Source organism: Mesorhizobium sp. L103C105A0, assembly GCF_000502215.1.
GTDB lineage: Bacteria > Pseudomonadota > Alphaproteobacteria > Rhizobiales > Rhizobiaceae > Mesorhizobium.
In genome coordinates, this window is sequence record NZ_AYXF01000002.1 from 961,923 (window position 1) to 980,968 (window position 19,046).

A 19,046-nucleotide genomic window follows, 5' to 3' on the forward strand; every position below is an offset into this window, starting at 1 on the left:
AGAAGCACTACGCGAGTTAGGCACTGACGCATTGGACGTATCCTCGCATTCTGCGGTCTGCCGGGGTGGTCCTTGTTATGTAAACGAATGCCAGGACAATGTATCGCTATCAGCTTTTCGTACCTCTTTTTGGCCCGCTGTTGCTGATGGGTGGCCTGTTCCACGGGCACGAGGCCATGGCGCAGGAACCCTGTCCGGCCGACCACGACAAGCTGCTTGCAGCCCTCAAAGCCAACGTGAAGGCAAGCGGCGGACCAGCCAATGGCGGCTTTGAAACCAACGAATGGGCAGCCATCGTTGCCCGTGACGGCACTGTCTGCGCGATTGCGTTCAGCGGCCCCACCCCCGACTCGCAATGGCCGGGAAGTCGGCTCATAGCAGCGGAGAAAGCCAACACGGCCAACGGTCTCAGCCTGGCTCAGATGGCCCTCTCTACGGCCAATCTCTATGCGGGGGTGCAGCCGGGCGGGCCGCTATTTGGCCTGCAGGAGACCAATCCCGTCAACCAGGCCGCGGCCTATACGGGCGATCCCAAAACGTTCGGAAGCGCCGGCGACCCGCTCGTCGGCAAGCCGATCGGAGGCGTCGTGGTGTTTGGCGGCGGGCTTGCCCTCTACGACGGCAAGAGCATTGTCGGCGGCCTCGGCGTTTCAGGCGACTCCTCATGCGCCGATCACAATGTGGCCTGGCGTATCCGCGCGGCGCTCGGCTTCGACAAGGTCCCGGCAGGCGTCAATCCAAATCGCAAGGATGCCATTGTCTACGATCTGGACCCCGGCGGCAAAAGCGCTTCGGGCTGGGGCCATCCGCTTTGTGCCGGAACGGAGGCCGACATCGCGGCCGAACTCGGCGCCGGCGTGGGAGGCTCGATCAATAAATGAAAGCTATGCCGCAGTTGGCATTAACGCGCGTTGACGTAGAACGCCATACCCGCAAATTGGCTGCCGGGAATTCCTTTGGCGCTATCCTTCTGGTGACGCTGCTCGCCTGCCTGCCGCTTTTGGGCGCTGCGTCCGAGCCACCTAAAACACCAGCGATCGTACCACCAGCCGCAGCCTCGCCACCCGATGACGGCCAATGGACGATGCCGGCCAAGAACTACGCGTCGACGCGCTTCAGCGAACTCTCCGAGATCAACGAAGGCAACGTCAAGAACCTGCAGGTCGCGTTCACGTTCTCGACAGGCGTGAACAAGGGCCAGGAAGCAGCGCCGCTGGTCGTCGGCAACACCATGTATATCGTGACGCCCTTTCCCAACTTCGTCTATGCGCTCGATCTCTCCAAGCCCGGCGCCCCGATGAAGTGGAAGTACGAACCCAATCCCGAGCCGGCGGCACAGGGGGTGGCCTGCTGCGACGTCGTCAACCGAGGGGTGGCATTCGCCGACGGGCGCATCTTTTTCAATACGCTGGACGGCCACACGATTGCCCTTGATGCGAACACGGGCAAGCCGATCTGGAACACTCATGTCGGCAACATCAACATCGGCGAGACCATCACCATGGCGCCGCTTGTGGTGAAGGGCAAAGTGCTGGTCGGCAATTCCGGCGGCGAGATGGGCGTTCGCGGCTGGGTAAAGGCGCTCGACGCCGGCGACGGTCATGTCGTCTGGATCGCCTATAGCACCGGGCCGGACAAGGACGTGCTGATCGGATCGGACTTCAAGCCGCACTACGACATGGACAAAGGCAAGGATCTTGGCGTCACGACGTGGCCGCCGGAAGCCTGGAAGATCGGCGGCGGCAACATGTGGGGCTGGATTTCCTATGATCCCGATCTGAACCTGATTTTCCACGGCACCGGCAATCCCGGACCATGGAATCCGGATTTGCGGCCGGGCGACAACAAGTGGACGTCTGGCATTTTCGCGCGCGATCCCGACACCGGCGCGGCGAAATGGTTCTATCAGTGGAGCCCGCATGACCTCCACGATTATGACGGCATCAACGAGCAGATCCTGCTCGACATGACCTGGCAGGGCAAGCCGCGCAAGGTGCTGATCCGGCCGGAGCGCAACGGCTATCTCTACATCCTCGACCGGACAACCGGCGAGGTGCTGTCGGCAAAACCGTTTGGTCCGGTCAACTCCAGCAAAGGTGTGGATCTGAAAACCGGTCGGCTGATCGTAAACCCGGACAAGAAGACCGGCACCGGCAAGGTCGTTCGCGATATCTGTCCGACGGCGTCGGGCCTCAAGGACTGGCAGCCTTCCGCGTTCTCGCCGAAGACCGGCCTGCTCTACATCCCGCACAACAATCTGTGCATGGATGAAGAAGGCGTCGAGGTGAACTACATCGCCGGCACGCCCTATGTGGGCATGAACGTCCGCATGATACCAGGGCCCGGCGGTAATCGCGGCGCCTTCACCGCCTGGGACATCGCCGCGGAGAAACCCGCCTGGAGCCTCAAGGAGAATTTCCCGGTGTGGAGCGGCGCGGTGGTGACCGCCGGCGACGTTGTCTTCTATGGCACGATGGAAGGCTGGTTCAAGGCGGTTAGCGCCAAGACCGGAGACCTGCTTTGGCAGTTCAAGACCTCGTCCGGGATCATCGGCCAGCCCATCACCTATCGCGGTCCCGACGGGCACCAATATGTCGCCATCCTCTCAGGTGTCGGCGGCTGGGCCGGCGCCATTGTATCGGGCGATCTTGACCCGCGTGACGCCACCGCCGCGCTCGGTTTCGTCAATGCCATGAAGGATCTGAAGAACGCGACAACCTCGGGAGGCACGCTTTATGTGTTCCGGCTGCCTTGATGGATTGTACTTGACCGTAGGTCCGGCGCGAAAGGGGTGTCAACGGCTGGCGATCGGCATGGCCGCGATCGCCTTCGTTTTCTTGACGGCCACAGCCGACGCACGTGAGCTGAGGGTCTGCGCCGATCCGAACAACCTGCCGTTCTCCAACGCGGCAGGTCAGGGCTTCGAGAACAGGATCGCCGAAATCGTTGCGTCCGATCTCGGCGCCAAGCTGACCTATACCTGGTGGGCGCAGCGTCGCGGCTTCATCCGCAACACGCTGAAGGCGGGCCTGTGCGATCTCGTGCCGGGCACGCCGAGCAACCTCGAAATGCTGCGCACCACCACGCCCTACTACCGATCGTCCTATGTCTTCGTCACCCGCAGGGACGGCCCCGACGTAGCATCGTTCAATGATCCGCGGCTGCGCGACATGCGGATCGGTGTTCAGCTCATCGGCGACGATGGCGCCAATTCGCCTCCGGTCCAGGCGCTTGGCCGCCGCGGTATCGTCGGGCACCTCGTTGGCTATCCCGTGTATGGCGATTATTCCGCCCCCAACCCGCCGGCGCGCATCGTCGAAGCGGTGGCGAGTGGCGAGATCGACCTTGCGGTGGTCTGGGGCCCCCTCGCCGGCTACTTCGCCGCCAGGCAGAAGGTGCCGCTCCGCATCACGCCGGTTGCGCCCCGCATCGACGGACCGCAACTGCCGATGATCTACGACATCTCGATGGGCGTCCGCCGCGAAGACGATGCGCTGCGCGGGGACGTCAATGGCGCCCTGTCCAGGCACAAGGTCGAGATAGATGCCTTGCTGTCACAATATGGCGTGCCGCGCCTCGATGCCTCGGGGAGCCCGGTGCGATGAGAGCCGCTGTGGCCATGCTCCTGTTTCCAATCCTTGCACTCGCTGCCTGCCAGCGCGAGGAACGTGACACGCGCCCGCAATCGGCGCTCGGATCGGGCGAGCAGCCGACGCCTGTGACCACGCTGGAGCCCGGCGGACAGCGGCCCCCCGCCAGCGACAACAAGGCGGCGAGCTTCGAGGCCAACGCCTTCCACATGAGCGAAGGGAAACGGCTTTTCGGCTGGTTCAACTGTTCGGGATGCCACGCCAATGGCGGCGGCGGCATGGGGCCGGCCCTGATGGACCAGAAGTGGCTCTATGGCAGCTCGATCGAAAGCATCCATGCCACGATCCGCGACGGTCGGCCAAACGGCATGCCGAGCTTCCGCGACAAGATTCCCGACGACCAGATCTGGGAGCTTGCGGCTTTCGTGCGCTCGCTGAGCGGCAACGCGCCGTCTTCCGCCGCGCCGCAACGCAATGACGACATGATGGCGCATCCGTCGGAAAACCGCATGCCGGACGCGGCCACGCTGGGGAAGTCGCCGTGAAACGTCTCGTCTCGATGGCGTTCGCCACCGCCGGCGCTCTGTTGCTCCAGGGATGCGCGGGCTGGCAATCCGCCCTCGACCCGAAAGGTCCCGCGGCGAGCGAACTGGCATGGCTGATCTGGTTCTTCACCGCGCTCTGCGCCGTGGTGTGGGTGCTGGTGATGATCGCCCTCGTCGTGCCCTTGATGATGCGGTCGCGCGCGCAGGCGGAGCCGCTCGCGATCGAGGCCGGCGCCGACGACCGGAAGCTGCGCGCGGTGATGACCGCCGTCGGGTTGACCGCCATTGTCCTGATCGGACTGACCTTGCTGAGCTTCTTCGCCAACAGGACGCTCGCCGCGATCGGCTCGGATGCCGCGCTGACCATTCGGGTCACCGGCCATCAATGGTGGTGGGAGGTGCGCTATGAGGATGCCACGCCAAGCCGCATCCTGACCACGGCGAACGAGATTCATATCCCCGCCGGGGAACCGGTGCGGCTTCTTCTGACCTCGACCGACGTCATCCATTCCTTCTGGATTCCGAGCCTTTCGGGCAAGCTCGACCTCATTCCCGGCCACATGAACGTGCTCGACCTCAAGGCCGACAAGCCTGGTGTTTACCGAGGTCAATGCGCCGAGTTCTGCGGGGCGCAGCACGCAAACATGGGTACCTTCATCATCGCCGAGCCGCGTGCGAAGTTCGACGCTTGGTGGAACGACCAGTTGCAGCCGGCAGCTACTCCGACGGGGGACGAGGCCAAGGCCGGCCAGGATCTGTTTCTGAAGCGCCCTTGCGTGATGTGTCACAGAATAGGCGGCACGCCTGCCGGAGGAACGGTCGCCCCCGACCTCACCCATATAGCCAGCCGGCAGACGCTTGCCGCCGGGACATTGACGATGAGCCGCGGCAACCTCGCCGCCTGGATAGCCGACCCACAGGGCATCAAGCCCGGATCCCACATGCCGGTGGTGGAACTCAGCGGCGACGAACTCAACGCCATGGTCGCCTATCTCGAGGCGCTTAAATGAGCAGCGCGGATCTCACAAGCGAACGCGACCTGCCGCGCGAAACGCCCGCCACAGGCGACGTCGCACCCGAGCATGACGGACCGCGCGACACCGGCATGGACGATGCCAGCCTGGATCGCTGGCTGGCGCGGACATGGCGCACGCCCCCCGGCATCATCGGCGCGCTGTCGAGCGTCGACCACAAGGTCGTCGCACGGCGCTATCTGATCACCGCCTTCGTGTTTCTGTGCCTGGGCGGGCTCAACGCTGTCGCCATGCGCATCCAGCTCTCAGGGCCGCAGCGCGGTCTGATCGGCCCGGACCTCTACAACCAGCTGTTCACGATGCATGGTGTGACCATGATGTTCCTGTTCGCCGTGCCCATCGTGCAGGCGACAGGCATCTATCTCGTCCCGCTGATGGTCGGCAGCCGCAACATCGCCTTTCCCCGCCTGAATGCGTTCAGCTACTGGATCTATGTTTCGGGCGGCATATTCGCCTGGGTGTCTTTCGCGCTCAACATGGCGCCCGACGTCGGCTGGTTTGCTTATGTGCCGCTGTCAGGCCCCGAATTCGCGCCGGGCAAGCGGGCCGACGTCTGGGCCCAGATGATCACTTATACAGAAGTATCCTCCCTGGCCGTCGCGGTGGCAACCATCGTCACCGTGTTCAAGCAGCGAGCCCCCGGCATGTCGCTGGACAGGATTCCGCTCTACGTCTGGGCAATGCTGGTTACCTCCTTCGTCGTCGTCTTCGCCATGCCCGCGGTGATGATCACCTCGACCTTCCTGATCCTCGACCGGCTGGTCGGCACACATATCTTCAACCCGGCCGAGGGCGGCGACGCACTGCTCTTCCAGCATCTGTTCTGGTTCTTTGGCCATCCCGAGGTCTACATCATCTTCCTGCCGGCGACGGGCATGGTCTCCGCGATCATTCCGGTCTTCGCCCGGCGTCCCGTGTTCGGGCATCTCGGGCTGGTCTTGTCGCTGATCGCCGTCGGCTTCCTTTCGTTCGGCCTCTGGGTCCATCACATGTTCGCGACGGGACTACCCAAGCTCGGCGCCAGCTTCTTCACCGCGTCGAGCATGCTGATCGCCATCCCCAATGGCGTTCAGATCTTCTGCTGGCTGGCGACCTTGTGGGACGGCAGGCCGGTGATCCGCACGCCGCTGCTGTTCGTGTTCGGCTTCTTTTTCATCTTCGTCATCGGCGGCCTCACCGGCGTCATGCTCGCTTCGGTGCCGCTGGACCTCCAGGTGCACGACACCTATTTCGTCGTCGCCCATTTCCATTACGTGCTGATCGGCGGTTCGGTCTTCCCGCTGCTGGGCGCGGCCTATTTCTGGTTCCCCAAGATCAGCGGCCGCATGATGAGCGAGCGTCTCGGGCGCTGGCATTTCTGGCTGGCTTTCATCGGCTTCAACGCGGCTTTTTTCCCAATGCATCTCGTCGGGCTCTGGGGCATGCCACGCAGGGTCTACACCTATCCGGCCGAGCTTGGCTGGGGCAACATCAACCTGTTCATCAGCGCCGGCGCGGTGCTCTTTTTCCTCAGCTTCGTACTGTTCACTTTCAATCTTGTACACGGCGCGTTGAAGGGCGCGCTGGCCGGAAACAATCCCTGGGATGCCGGTACGCTCGAATGGGCGACGTCTTCGCCGCCGCCAAGCTATAATTTCGCGCGGATACCGATTGTCACACATGTCGAGCCGCTCTGGGCCGAACGCGAGGCGCTGCCTGTGGCGACCGGACTCCGCGTCGATGTCCGTGAGTTGTTGATCTCAACCGTGGCGGAAGCCCATCCCGACATTCGCGAGAAATCGGCGACACCGTCGATCTGGCCGCTGCTGGCGGCAATCGCCGTCGGCGGTACGTTTGTCTATTCGATCTTCACGCCCTGGGCGATCGTCTGGGGCGCCGCGCCGATCGCCATCACCTTGATCGGCTGGTTCTGGCCCAAGGACGACCCGGAGGATGAGGGATGAGTGAGCGTCCCAGCTTGGATCTTTCGGACCTCCCAACCTTTGGACATGGTCCGCGCAGCCCGACCTGGTGGGGAACGCTCGGCTTCATGGCGCTGGAAGGCATGGGCTTTGCGTTGGCCGCGGGCGCTTATCTCTATCTCGCCACTTTGTGGCCCAACTGGCGTCTAAGCGCCCCGCACCCCGACCATTGGCCCGGGACGATCGTCACCATCCTGTTTATCATCAGCGTGGTGCCGAATCACATCCTCCACGGCCATGCCAAGCAATGCGCGATCGTTCCGGTGCGGATCGGGCTGGTGGTGATGTCGCTGCTCGGTCTGGCCCCGCTTGTCGTGCGCTGGTTCGAATTCCCCGCGCTGAACATCTACTGGGACACGAACGCCTACGGCTCGATGCTCTGGGTGCTGCTCGGGCTGCACACCACACACCTGATCACCGATGTCGGCGACACCATCGTTTTGACGGTGCTGATGTTCACACGCCATGGCTATAGCGGCCGGCGCTTCGGCGATGTCGGCGACAATGTCTTCTATTGGGATTTCGTGGTGCTGACCTGGATCCCGATCTATCTGCTCATCTACTGGATGCCGAGGCTAGGCTGATGCGTGCGTTGAAAATGGGAACGTCCTGGGGTGGTCTTCTGTCGGGGCCGATGGCTTGGGCAATCTCGACGCAGCTGAACTACGCACTCGTACCATGGCAGTGCAACCGCCAGGTGCCGGTGGTGCTTCCCGTGGCACTGGTGCTCGCCGTGCTTTCGCTGCTCGGCGGTGCCTTGTCATGGCGGGCGAAGCGGCAGGGCGGCGCCGCCTTCAAGCCTGAGCGCACGCGCAGCACCGAGCAGTTCGTCGCCGATCTCGGCATGCTTGCGGCATTGCTGTTTGCCCTCGTCATCATCATGCAAGGCAGCGCGGCTCTCATTCTCGACGAGTGCATGCGATGAGCTTCGACGCGTTCTTCTCGACCTCGATCTGCTACGGCGCCGGCGCGCCCGAGGCCGGATGGACGCTCGCATTTCCCATCACGTTTCCGCTGGCCGCGATTGCCTTCCTTTATTCCATCGGAGCGACTCGGTTGTGGCGCCGCAGCAGCCGAGGCCGTCCCGAGCGGATGCGGCAGGCGTTGTTTTTCGCCGCCGGTTGGGGCGTGCTGACGGCAGCACTGGTCAGCCCCATCCACGCGCTCGGCGAGCGGGTGTTTGCCGCCCATATGATCGAGCATGAACTGCTGATGGCGGTGGCGGCGCCCCTCCTTGTCGCCGCTTGCCCAGGCGCAGTCCTGCTCTGGTCCTTGCCGGCCTCACTTCGCCGCGGAACGGGCAAGCTCACGCGCGCAAAGACGCTGCAATCGGTTTGGGCCCTGGTGATCCGCCCCCTCAACGCGACGATCATTCACGGCGTCGCCATCTGGATCTGGCACATTCCGGCGTTGTTCCAGGCAGCGCTCCAGCAGGGCTTTCTTCATTATGCCCAGCATGCGAGCTTCCTCGGCACAGCCTTGCTGTTCTGGTGGGCGCTCCTTCCGCGCCCCGGTCGACAGCAGACCTATGGCAGCTCCGTCATGCATCTTTTCTTCACCTCGCTTCATACCGGCCTGCTCGGTGTCCTGCTGCTGATGTCGCCCAAACTCTGGTATCCGGAGAATGGCGCCGGCGCCGCGTTGTGGGGAATGACCGCGATCGAGGACCAGCAGCTCGCCGGATTGGTAATGTGGGTTCCGGCCGGCTTGATCTATGGCGGCGCCGCCCTGCTGCTCGCCGGCCTTTGGATAAGCAGCAGCGCAACCAGGGAGGCAACACATGCGCTCCGACCTGGGTAGGCTGATCGGGGGCGCCCTTGCCGCAATCCTGCTGCTGACCGCGGCTGTGGCAGCGGCGACCTTGTGGTCCGACCGGCGCGACCGTGTCCGGCACGAGTCGGATGCGGCGACCGGGGGCGTAGGCGCTCGCGCCATTCCGATCATGACGGCGAATGGCTGCTCCGGCTGCCATACGATACCCGGCGTGCCGGGTGCGCAAGGCCAGGTCGGACCCCGCCTGGACGGTGGCCTTGCCGACAGGGTCTTTATCGGTGGCCTGCTGGCAAACAATCCGGAGAACATGATCCGCTGGATACGCTCGGCGAGGGAAGTCAATCCGCACACGGCCATGCCGTCGACGAGGATCACCGAGCAACAGGCGCGGGACATCGCCGCTTATCTCTATGCTTTGAGGTAAATCAGCCCTCGCCGCCGCGCCGGGACCACAAGCCGCGGCCGGGATCGTAGCCGATGACCGCCGCGAGGAAGAAGGCGATGAGGCAGCCAAGGACCACAATCGCCGCGACAGGATCGAACCGCAGATAGAGCGCGAAGCGTATCAGCTCGACCGCCGAGCTGAACGGGTTCCAGGCGGCGATTGTTGCCAGCACCGGTCCCGCCTCGGCAAGCCGCCACAGCGGATAGAGCGCCGTCGAGGCAAAGAACACCGGAAAGATGACGAAATTCATGACACCGGCAAAGTTCTCCATCTGTGTCGAAACCGAGGAGACAAGCAGGCCGAACGCGCCAAGCATCAGGCCCGCCAGCACGAGCGCCGGAAATACCGCGACGTAGCCGAGAACGGGCGGCCGCACATCCCAGAAACGCGCGATCAACAGAAACAAATAGACCAGCGGCACGCCGACGATCACGCTGGCCAGCAGGCGCGCCGCAAGCAGGTACCAGCGCGGCAATGGTGCGGTCAGCAACAAGCGCATGCTGCCCATCTCGCGATCGTAGACCATGGCCAGCGAACTCGCCATGGCATGGAAGAGCAGCATCATGGCCGCTAGCCCGGGCACCACATACACGTCATAGAGAACATAGGTCTGGTAGGGTGGCGTGATCGACAGACCGAGAACGGAGCGGAAGCCAGCGGCAAAGATTGCCAGCCAGACCAGCGGCCGTACCATCGCCGAGAGCAGCCGGCCGCGTTGCCGCAACGTGCGCAGCATCTCCCTGCGCAGGATGCCGTTGAGCGCGCGCACCGCGTGAGACGTTTTCATTCGGACTCCGTCAGCGACGCGAAGGCCTCGCCCGTGCTCGCTACACCGAGATCGGTAGCCAGGCGATCGGCGCGGCCGGCCCACCGCATGGTGCCTCGATGCAGCACCACCACATCGTCATCCGCCGTTAGTTCTTCCAGAAAATGTGTTGCCCACAGAACGGCAATGCCGCGCTGGCGGCAAAGCTCCCGCACGTGCCGCTCGAGCGCGCGGCGGCCCGGCACGTCGAGCCCGGTGGTCGGCTCATCCAGCAGCAAAAGGCGTGGGCTATGCATCAGAGCACGTGCGATCTCGACACGGCGACGCTGCCCCCCGGAAAGCGCTCGGGCAGGATCGTCGATCCTGTCCAGCACGTCCAGCCGGCCGAGTTCGTGGATGGAGCGCTCCTTGCTCAAGGCCTGGCTAAGCCCATGCAAGGCCGCGTGGTAACGCAGGTTCTCGCCGGCCGTCAGATCGAGGTCGAGGGTCGGCAACTGGAAGACGACGCCCATCTGCGCCAACGCGGCGGACGGGTTGACATCCATCGCCTGGTCGAAGACATGCACCGAGCCGGAGCGGGCGTGATAAAGACCGGTGATCAGCGAGAACAACGTCGTCTTGCCGGCGCCATTGCGGCCTAGCAAGATGCACATCCTGCCTTGGGCCACAGAGAAAGAGACGCCGTCGAGAACCCGCCGGTTTCCGAAGCTATGGCCCAGATTCTCGACCGACAAGGCGTTCATGGCCCGATCACGACGCCCCACGGCCCCCGCCCCACCGGCAGCGATTTCACCACCTCCTGGTTTTCCAGATCGATAAACGAAATATCGCCGGAATTCCCGTTTGCGCTGACCAGGCGCTTCTCGTCGCCGGAGAGCGCAACGTGCCAGGGTCGTTGACCAACAAGGTAGAGCCGACGGACCGCCAGCGTTTTCACATCGAGTTCCGCAATCCTGTTGGCGGGGCCGAGCGCCACATAGACGGTCGTGCCATCGCGGGACGTCGCCATGCCGACCGCCTGCACACCCTCGCGTCGTATACCCGGCACCTCGAACTCGACTTTGCCGGTCTGCGCGCGCGTTGCCGTGTCGAAGACGGTGACGGTGCCCCGGATCTCCGAGGACACCCAGAATTGCTTACCGTCCGGCGAGAATAAAGCCGCGCGCGGCCGGGTATCGACCAGCAGATTGTCGACGAGTTCAAGCGTGCCTGCGTCGATCAGATGCACCATGCTGGTGGTCTCCGAAGTGCAGGCGACATAGCGGCCGTCGGCGCTGGCCGCCATTCCTTCCGGTTCGACGCCGACATCCACGGTGCCGATGACCTTGGCCGCGGCGATGTCCACCACCGACACCAGATTGTCATTCTCGTTGGCGACGAACAGCCGCTTGCCATCGGGATGGACTGCGAAGAATTCCGGATCGGCTCCCGAAGGCAGTTCCCCGACGACCCGCCGCTTCGCGACGTCGACCACGTCGATGCGGTTGTCGTCGCCTTCCGCGACGAAAAGCATCTTGTTGTCGATCGACAGCGCCAGCCCGCGCGGACGGCGGCCGACATCGATCGTCGCCAGCAAAGTCATTGTCACGCCGTCGACGACCGCGACGGTATTATCCTGCTCATTGGAAACGTAGATGGTCTCGGTGGCGGCGGGAGCAGCAAGAGCGAACGCCGCCAACAACAGCGTCATCAGAACTTGCATGTGCTCTCCTCCAGGTCGATGCCCAGCGTGTCGAGCGGCGTGCGCTGATGCAGGAAGCCCGGTTGCGGTGAGCTGGAAATCAAGAGGCGAGGCCCGGCGATCAAAATGGGCTGGCGCATCTGTCCGTCCCAGGGACGGAAACTAAGCCCCTGCCCCTTGAAGCCAGCGAGAAGAAACGCGTCGCCGCGTATATATCTGCCGATTGCCGCGGGATCGAGACTGTGCAGGCGCGTCGCCGCTTCGCCGGTACTGCGCACAGCGAGCCAGGCCGCGTAGTCGCTGGGCAACATCCAGCGCCCTGCCTGCCTGTGGAAACGGTCCTGCAATTGCGTGGCGCCCCATTCCTCGCTGACAGCGCTCCAGCCTGTGGTGACCAGCCCTTGCGTGCCGGCGACGATTCTCGGCAGCGCAGTGCGGCCCTCCAGATAGGCGCCGAATTCATCCGCCTCGTCGGCGACCACGAGCACATCATAGTCGCTGACCTGCGTGACCGCGGGTATTTCGGTCTGCAGCGTGACATGCCCTGTATCGGCACGTCCGTTGGCGGGCCTGAATGTCCACGGCTGGTCGATCGTGATCTCGGCTCCGAAGCGAGCCGCCGCCCGTCGAAAGGCCGCCGCCATCGCCTGATCCTGCGAATGCGGCCCCACAAGCAGGAACCAACGCTGCCAGCGCTTCCAGGCGAGATATTGCGCCAGCCCGTCGGCGAGCATGGCGCGGCTCGGGATCGTGTGCAGCACGTTCCGACGGCAGTCCTGCTGGCGAAGCTCGTCGTCCGGCGCCCGGCTGTTGAACAACGTCATCTGCTCGGCACCGGGCGCGGCACTGGCCTGTAGAAGCTGACGGGCGTCGAGATCGGCGATGACAAAGGCGATGCCGGCATCGGCGAATTGTCTTACCGCGTCGTCCGGCGTTTCGGTTGGTTTCAATATCCTTTCCTCCAGCCGAAATTTCTGCCCAAGAAACCGGCCGGTGCTTTCGTCGTCGGCAATGCCGAGCCGTGCGCCTTGCAGGCCGTCGTCGGTGACGGTTTCATCAAGGGGTCCAAGGGGCAGAGCCGGTTTGCGCTCCTGGCCGATATACCCGATCACCATCGTCTGTTGCTCGGTGACGCCAGGGCCGGTGATCAGCAAAAGAAAGAGAAGGCCCAGCAACAGTCTCATTGTGTCGCCCCCAGCCCAAAGCGCGACGATCCCGCTTCATCGCCACGAGAGATTGCGACATCGCGCACGATGCGCGCCGGCGATCCCTCCAGAACAATAACCCGATCCCCCAGCGACGAGGCATAGGCGAGATCATGCGTAACCAGCAGCGTGGTAGTCCGCCGACTGGCGAAACAATCCTGCAGCAGGCGGCGCATGGCTTGCGCGGTCGCCTCGTCGAGTGAAGCGAATGGCTCGTCGAGGAGCAGGAGCGCAGGCTCCACGGCGAGCGCCCGGGCAAGCGCTACGCGCCGCGCCATACCGCCCGAGAGTCGCTGCGGATAGCTCTTCTCATTGCCTTTCAGGCCGACAGCGGCAAGCCACCGGGCCGCATCGGGCGCGCGATCCGGGATGGCCAGCTCTACATTGCGCAAGGCGGTGAGCCAGGGCAGCAGCCTCGGTGTCTGGAACAGCATGCCTATCGGAAGCGGTCGTCCGCTCACGCTGCCGCGAAATTCGCGGTCGACGCCCGAAACGATCGACAGCAGCGTCGACTTGCCGACACCGGAAGGGCCGGTCAGGACGCAGACCTGTCCGTCGGCTATATCAAGCGACAGCGCGCGAAAGATCGTCCGGCGCTGGCCGTCGTCACCGGGGAAAGTCTTGTCCTCGATCCTGATCCTCAGCATCAGCGTCGCCAGGCGAACAGACGACGTTCCAACGGCACAAGCAGTCCATACTCTATGGCAAGCATCACAACGCCGAAGCTGATCGCATAGGCAAGGATGTGGGTGACGTCGAAGTTCTGAAAATAGACCTGTAGCTGGAACCCGACGCCGTTGGAGCGGCCGAGCAGTTCGGCGAGCAACACGATCTTCCACGTCAATGCCAGCCCGCTGCGCAGGGTGACGAGAAAGAACGGCGCCAATTGCGGCAGCACGACATGCCGCAGCTTTGCAGCACGCCCGAAGCGATAGAGCTCAGCCATTTCGGCAAAGTCCTTGTCCAGCCGGCTGGCGCCTTCACGAATAGTCACCACGACATTGGGGATCTTGTTGAGCGCGACCGCAAGGACAAGCGCAGTCTCGGCAAGACCAAGCCAGATATAAATTAGAATGACCGTGATCAGCGCCGGCATGTTGAGGAGTAACACGATCCAAGGCCTCATCCATATGTCGGCTCTGTGCGAGCGGCCTGCCGCGTAGCCAAGGGCCGCGCCAATGACGATTGCCGACCCGAGGCTTGCCACGACGCGCGCAAGCGAGATGCCCAAATGGTATGGCAGCTCGCCCCGAACCACTTCGTGCAGGAGAACCGAAACAACCTGGACCGGACCAGGAAACAGGCGATCGGCGGCGATCGATGATGCAATCTGCCAGACGAGCACCATGGTCAGCAATGCCGCAGTGGATTGCGAACGCTGCATTGTGATGGGGAACGCTGGGACATCGGTCATTGGCGCGAGCTCAAGCCGGTATGGCCCGGAAGACACCAGGATCGAGGCTCGTCGCCTTGCCGACCAGATCCTCGCCGCCCAATTCGGCCAGGATTGCAAACAACCGGGCCGCGCCATCACGTTCGTCTTTGCCGAACCGACGAGGGATTCCGGCTCGATAGGCGGCGCGTAACGCCGCCTGTAGGTGAGGATCGTCCGTGCCCAATTGGGGCGCGAGCACCCGCCATTCGTCGTCCGAAGACTCGAGCAGCGACTTCGCTGCCGCGGTCGCGCTCGTGAATCGCGCGAGGGCTATCGGGTTGGCCCGCGCCCAGCTTTCATGGAAGACGTAGCCGAGCATCGGCAAGTCCACGGATACGCCAAGCCCCTGCAGGATTTGCGCGACACTGAGCAGAGGCCTTGCCCCCTCTGACTCGAGACGGGCGGCGAAATTCCAGAACGTCAGCAGTGCATCCAGTCGCCCCGCCAGAAATTCCTGCTCCAACAAAGGCGGCGCGCCGAACACTGGCTCCACCTCTTCAGCAAGATCGCGCTTCACCTGACGGAGGCCGAGCGCGCGCAACAGGATCCAGCTTTTGTCCAGCGGACCACCTGCGATCCCCAGCCTTTTGCCCTTGAGGTCCGCAAGAGTTCGAATGGGCGAGCCTTGCGGCAGTTCCAGCGCGCCGACGGCACGAGAATAGGGATAGAAGACCAGATCAGCGCCTTCGCTGCGCTGGCGCATGACCCACACCCAGTCCGAAACGATGACGTCGACGCTGCCCGCCAGCAATGCGGTCTTACCGGCTTCGGTACCGGCAAGCCGCTGAGCCTCGATTGATACGCCGTGCATAGTGTCCAACGCATGTCGCCGCATGACGTCAACTTCCCAGGCGGCGGTGCCAAATCCCAGCACGCCAAATCGCACGAGCGGCGATGGCTGTGGCGCGGCTTCTGCGGAAGCACCCAATAGCCAGCAACAAATACCCGCAAGAGCGGCCCGCCGCGAGATGTGACCCTGATCATGCCGGGTCAGCCATTCGCCTGGAAGGGTAGCAGTCAGCACGGGCGCACCGGGTGTGAAGGAACTTTCCTAACGCCGTGGCGGCAGGAATGTTCCTCAATGGTGCATGGAACTAACGGGAAAGCACCTAAGGTCCGTTTTTCAGCTCGTATGGCAGCCCGGGGGGCTTGTTCAGGCGAACAGAAGAAGGTGTCAGGGGCTACGGTCCGCTCTTGGCATCATCGACCTCCAACGCGTCCATTACAGGTGCCGGATCGCTCTTTTCGGAGCTCGGGCTCTGCACCCCGGACCCGGCGTTCTCGATCGCTTGCACGATAGCATCTTCGATGTTTCCGAGTTCGTCCTCCCTTACTTCACGCCCATAACCAGCCACCTCGGCATCCTGCTCGAATTGCTGAGCGAGCACCGCGACGCTGACTTCCTCTCGACCAGGAAGTGTGCCGACATTCTCCTGTAGCCAGTTTTGAAAAAACTCTCTGGTCGCGCTCATCTCAGACCACCCTTTCGCCAAACTAAGCGCGACGGTGAGCCGAAGTTCCATGATGCGTTCACTTTCCCAGTGGTGCTGTACTCACAGCGTTGGGAGCCACGAGGTTTTTGCAGGCTTGATGAGGCAGTGGCCTTTCTCTTCACGACTCGATTGGAGTTCACTCTTATTGTGCAGTGTGCATCCTGATTGCGTCCATTTCGACCCTGTGGAACAAGCTCGTTGAGTTGAAGTTAGGCCCGATGCCAAGCTTTTCGGGCGAACCAAGCTTTTCGGGCGCACAAGTTTTTGACGTTGCCATCGTCGGCGGCGGCCCCGCGGGGCTCGCTGCAGCCATGTATTTAGCCAGGTTTCTGCGTTCGGTGATCTCGCTCGACGCGGGGCATGCGCGTGCCAAGCTCATCCCAAAATCCCGCAACTGTCCCGGCTTCCCCGACGGCATCAGCGGGGAAGAACTGCTCGGCCGCCTACGAGCCCAGGCACAGCTATACGGCGCGAGCCTTGTCCATGGTTGCGTAGGCCACGCCGAAAAACGCGAGGTTTTTTTTGTCCTGACGACCACCTGCGGGATTGTCCAAGCAAGGCGCGTGATTCTGGCAACGGGCATTGTGGACAAGGCACCTCCCATTGAAAGACTGGAGGAGGCGATCGCAACCGGCATTGTCAGACTGTGCCCGGTTTGCGATGCATATGAGGCCCGGGGTAGCCGCATCGGCGTTGTTGGTCCGGAGCATCTCGCCGTCAGGGAGGCTCTGTTCCTGAAGGGATATGGCAGTCAGGTCGCCTTGCTCGCCAATAACCAGGATGATGTTTCCGAAGCTGCCCGCGGCGCCGCCTTGGCAGGCGGAGTTGAAATCTGGGACGCTGTCGATGACCTGATCCCTCGACGAACCGGGTTCGATGTCGTCATGGCCGAGGGCGCCCCGATGCGCAACATCGATGTGGTGTACCCTTCGATGGGCAGCGACGTACGCTCCGAACTCGCGGTTGCTCTGGGGGCTAACTGTGACGCAGAAGGCTATGTCCTGGTCAACCGACACCTTGAGACTTCAACGCCAGGACTCTATGCCATTGGCGACGTGGCCGAGGGGCTCAATCAAATTGCTGTTGCGTTCGGAGACGCCGCCAAGGCTGCAACTCACATTCATAACGACCTCCGCGATTGCGCCGAGCCGGCGACGAACTTCCGGCGAAGTTGACCTGCAGATGCGAACGCACCGTACCGGCTCACCTTTGGCTGCGTTGATGCCCGGAACCTGTTCCACCCGGCGTGAGACTACCGGCTTCGGCTTTGCTAGAGTTCTCCCAGGCGCAGCCGCTGGGTTGATGGACGGGCACGCGCTGGCGAACGGCTGGAGGAAGGAATGAAAATTCTCGTCACCGGCGCGTCAGGTCTGATTGGAGCCGCGCTTTGCGCGCGCCTGGCCGGCGAGAGTCATGAAGTGGTCCGCGTGCTTCACCACGCAGACACTGGCGTCCACCCGGAGATCCAAACCGTTTCCCTGGATATGGCGCGGGCCTTGCGACCTCAGGACTGGACCCCCTATCTCGCCGGTGTGGACGCCGTCGTAAACTGTGCCGGCGTCCTGCAGGATAGTGCCCGGGAAAACACCCGGCATGTCCATTCTACCGGCGCCTCGGCTCTCTTCACCGCGTGTGAGCACGCAGGTGTGAATAAGGTGATCCACTTTTCTGCCATCGGGGTCGATCGCCAGCAGCCGTCCGCCTTTTCCGCCAGCAAGCTCGCCGGCGATGAGGCACTGATGGCACGTAGCCTTGACTGGGTCATCCTGCGCCCCTCCGTAGTACTGGGAAGGCCGGCCTTCGGCGCAAGTGCACTTTTTCGCGGCCTCGCGGCGTTGCCGCTCTTGCCGTTGATGCCCGACACGGGCCGTCTCCAAGTCGTCCAACTCGATGACGTGATCTCCACCGTCCTGTTCTTCCTCAAACCCGGCAGCCCATCGCACCTCACGCTGGACCTGGCTGGGCCCGAGGCACTTTCGATGAGCGAGGTCGTGGGTCGCTATCGCCGCTGGTTCGGATGGAGCAGTGCTCGGGAGTTCATCTTGCCCAATTGGGCCGCAGCTATTTTGTACAGGTTCGGGGATGCCGCGGCTCAGCTGGGCTGGCGCCCGCCGATGCGCAGCAATGCAGCAAAAGAGATTGCCCGTGGCGCTGTCGGCGATCCCCAACCCTGGATGACGGCGACCGGCATTCAACCATCAAGTCTTACATCTGCACTGCGTTTAAATCCTGCGGCGGTGCAGGAGCGATGGTTCGCCGGTCTTTACTTCGTCAAGCCGGCGCTCTTTGTCATCTTGCCGCTCTTCTGGATCATGACGGGCATCATTTCCCTCACTGCCGGCTGGCGCAGCGGAGTTGATTTGCTGATTGGCACTGCTGCCGGCCCCTTGGCCGAACCGGCGGTAGTCGCCGGCGCGCTGGCTGACATCGCCGTCGGGGCGCTTATCGCCTGGCGCCCAACCAGCCGGCTTGGTCTTTTCGGCGCAATCGCGGTATCGCTTTTCTATGCGATCGCTGGGAGCATTCTGCGGCCGGATCTTTGGCTTGAGCCACTCGGGCCGTTGATCAAAATCCTCCCGATCCTCGTTCTGCATTTTGCAGCGCTGGCCATTCTGGAGGAACGCTGATGACGTACTTCGTGCTTAAATACCTGCACGTGATCGGCGCTGCTGTGCTGCTCGGAACTGGTGCCGGCATTGCTTTTTTCATGCTTTTGGCACACCGGACCGGGAATGCCGCGACGATCGCAGCCGTCGCCCGCATTGTCGTGCTGGCTGATTTCCTGTTCACGGCTACGGCCGTTATCGCACAACCTCTGACCGGACTGGGCCTCGCTAGGGTTGCGGGGTATTCGCTGTCCGAAGGATGGATCGTTCTCTCGATCCTGCTCTACATCTTGACGGGCCTGTTCTGGCTGCCTGTCGTGTGGATGCAGATCGAGATGCGAAATCTAGCCACACAGGCCGCACTCTCCAACCAACCTCCTCCCGAGCGCTACCATCAGCTGTTCAGACGCTGGTTTGTCTTCGGCTTCCCAGCTTTCGGCGCCGTGCTCGCCATTTTCTGGCTGATGATTGCGCGCCCGGCAATCGAGTGGTCATCGTTGTAGCTGCGATCG

21 protein-coding genes are annotated in these 19,046 nt (G+C 63.0%); 13 read left to right on the plus strand and 8 right to left on the minus strand.

The annotated features are described in order from the left end of the window. The first annotated feature begins 98 nt into the window (after positions 1-98). The 10 genes from X727_RS155345 to X727_RS155300 are packed head-to-tail and all read left to right on the plus strand — an operon-like array spanning position 99 to position 9,327. The gene (locus X727_RS155345; RefSeq protein WP_023833985.1) at positions 99-881 is read left to right on the plus strand and encodes a heme-binding protein; all 783 of its coding nucleotides are present in this window, start codon (positions 99-101) and stop codon (positions 879-881) included. Continuing rightward, positions 878-2,755 (plus strand): methanol/ethanol family PQQ-dependent dehydrogenase, encoded by a 1,878-nt coding sequence (locus tag X727_RS155340; RefSeq protein ID WP_023681121.1) that lies wholly within the window; start codon positions 878-880, stop codon positions 2,753-2,755. Before X727_RS155345 ends, X727_RS155340 begins: the two co-directional genes overlap by 4 nt. Before the next feature lie 58 nt (positions 2,756-2,813). Beyond that, on the plus strand, positions 2,814-3,605 hold the full coding sequence (locus X727_RS155335) for a substrate-binding domain-containing protein (RefSeq protein WP_023826386.1): 792 nt from the start codon (positions 2,814-2,816) through the stop codon (positions 3,603-3,605). Then, entirely contained in the window at positions 3,602-4,135 is a 534-nt protein-coding gene (locus X727_RS155330; RefSeq protein ID WP_023833986.1) for a c-type cytochrome, read from the plus strand. The genes X727_RS155335 and X727_RS155330 overlap by 4 nt, the downstream gene beginning before the upstream one ends. Next, positions 4,132-5,145, plus strand: coding sequence for a cytochrome c oxidase subunit II (gene coxB, locus X727_RS155325; RefSeq protein WP_023729516.1), 1,014 nt, complete (start codon positions 4,132-4,134; stop codon positions 5,143-5,145). Before X727_RS155330 ends, coxB begins: the two co-directional genes overlap by 4 nt. Then, entirely contained in the window at positions 5,142-7,112 is a 1,971-nt protein-coding gene (ctaD, locus tag X727_RS155320) for a cytochrome c oxidase subunit I (protein WP_023681117.1), read from the plus strand. Before coxB ends, ctaD begins: the two co-directional genes overlap by 4 nt. Beyond that, complete coding sequence (locus X727_RS155315) at positions 7,109-7,714, plus strand: cytochrome c oxidase subunit III (protein ID WP_023712215.1); 606 nt, start codon at positions 7,109-7,111, stop codon at positions 7,712-7,714. The genes ctaD and X727_RS155315 overlap by 4 nt, the downstream gene beginning before the upstream one ends. After that, positions 7,714-8,055 carry a hypothetical protein gene (locus tag X727_RS155310; protein ID WP_023833987.1) on the plus strand — a complete coding sequence of 114 codons (342 nt, stop codon included), beginning with the start codon at positions 7,714-7,716 and terminating at the stop codon, positions 8,053-8,055. Before X727_RS155315 ends, X727_RS155310 begins: the two co-directional genes overlap by 1 nt. Continuing rightward, entirely contained in the window at positions 8,052-8,930 is an 879-nt protein-coding gene (locus X727_RS155305) for a cytochrome c oxidase assembly protein (RefSeq protein ID WP_023833988.1), read from the plus strand. The genes X727_RS155310 and X727_RS155305 overlap by 4 nt, the downstream gene beginning before the upstream one ends. Then, the gene (locus X727_RS155300) at positions 8,911-9,327 is read left to right on the plus strand and encodes a c-type cytochrome (protein WP_023712217.1); all 417 of its coding nucleotides are present in this window, start codon (positions 8,911-8,913) and stop codon (positions 9,325-9,327) included. The genes X727_RS155305 and X727_RS155300 overlap by 20 nt, the downstream gene beginning before the upstream one ends. A gap of 1 nt (position 9,328) precedes the next feature. Here the strand turns inward: X727_RS155300 and X727_RS155295 are convergent, their stop codons facing one another. The 8 genes from X727_RS155295 to X727_RS155260 form a co-directional block, all read right to left on the minus strand. After that, positions 9,329-10,135 (minus strand): ABC transporter permease, encoded by an 807-nt coding sequence (locus tag X727_RS155295; RefSeq protein ID WP_023681112.1) that lies wholly within the window; start codon positions 10,133-10,135, stop codon positions 9,329-9,331. Beyond that, complete coding sequence (locus X727_RS155290; RefSeq protein WP_023824782.1) at positions 10,132-10,857, minus strand: ATP-binding cassette domain-containing protein; 726 nt, start codon at positions 10,855-10,857, stop codon at positions 10,132-10,134. Before X727_RS155290 ends, X727_RS155295 begins: the two co-directional genes overlap by 4 nt. Further along, positions 10,854-11,804 carry a PQQ-dependent catabolism-associated beta-propeller protein gene (locus tag X727_RS155285; protein WP_245274137.1) on the minus strand — a complete coding sequence of 317 codons (951 nt, stop codon included), beginning with the start codon at positions 11,802-11,804 and terminating at the stop codon, positions 10,854-10,856. Before X727_RS155285 ends, X727_RS155290 begins: the two co-directional genes overlap by 4 nt. Continuing rightward, on the minus strand, positions 11,804-12,979 hold the full coding sequence (locus X727_RS155280) for a branched-chain amino acid ABC transporter substrate-binding protein (RefSeq protein ID WP_023833990.1): 1,176 nt from the start codon (positions 12,977-12,979) through the stop codon (positions 11,804-11,806). Before X727_RS155280 ends, X727_RS155285 begins: the two co-directional genes overlap by 1 nt. Further along, complete coding sequence (locus tag X727_RS155275) at positions 12,976-13,647, minus strand: ATP-binding cassette domain-containing protein (RefSeq protein ID WP_031204093.1); 672 nt, start codon at positions 13,645-13,647, stop codon at positions 12,976-12,978. Before X727_RS155275 ends, X727_RS155280 begins: the two co-directional genes overlap by 4 nt. Continuing rightward, positions 13,647-14,414 carry an ABC transporter permease gene (locus X727_RS155270; protein WP_023833991.1) on the minus strand — a complete coding sequence of 256 codons (768 nt, stop codon included), beginning with the start codon at positions 14,412-14,414 and terminating at the stop codon, positions 13,647-13,649. Before X727_RS155270 ends, X727_RS155275 begins: the two co-directional genes overlap by 1 nt. A gap of 10 nt (positions 14,415-14,424) precedes the next feature. Continuing rightward, positions 14,425-15,459, minus strand: a complete 1,035-nt coding sequence (locus tag X727_RS155265) for an ABC transporter substrate-binding protein (RefSeq protein WP_031204096.1) — start codon at positions 15,457-15,459, stop codon at positions 14,425-14,427. Positions 15,460-15,616: 157 nt separating this feature from the next. Beyond that, positions 15,617-15,958 (minus strand): DUF768 domain-containing protein, encoded by a 342-nt coding sequence (locus X727_RS155260; protein WP_023696361.1) that lies wholly within the window; start codon positions 15,956-15,958, stop codon positions 15,617-15,619. Positions 15,959-16,146: 188 nt separating this feature from the next. Between X727_RS155260 and X727_RS155255 the strand changes: the two genes are divergently transcribed. The 3 genes from X727_RS155255 to X727_RS155250 all read left to right on the plus strand — a co-directional run bounded on the left by X727_RS155255 (position 16,147) and on the right by X727_RS155250 (position 19,037). Further along, entirely contained in the window at positions 16,147-17,103 is a 957-nt protein-coding gene (locus X727_RS155255; protein ID WP_031201448.1) for an NAD(P)/FAD-dependent oxidoreductase, read from the plus strand. A 165-nt stretch (positions 17,104-17,268) separates the two neighbouring features. Continuing rightward, complete coding sequence (locus X727_RS0133635; protein WP_031204098.1) at positions 17,269-18,555, plus strand: SDR family oxidoreductase; 1,287 nt, start codon at positions 17,269-17,271, stop codon at positions 18,553-18,555. Further along, positions 18,555-19,037, plus strand: a complete 483-nt coding sequence (locus X727_RS155250; protein ID WP_023741841.1) for a DUF2269 domain-containing protein — start codon at positions 18,555-18,557, stop codon at positions 19,035-19,037. Before X727_RS0133635 ends, X727_RS155250 begins: the two co-directional genes overlap by 1 nt. Positions 19,038-19,046: the final 9 nt, after the last annotated feature.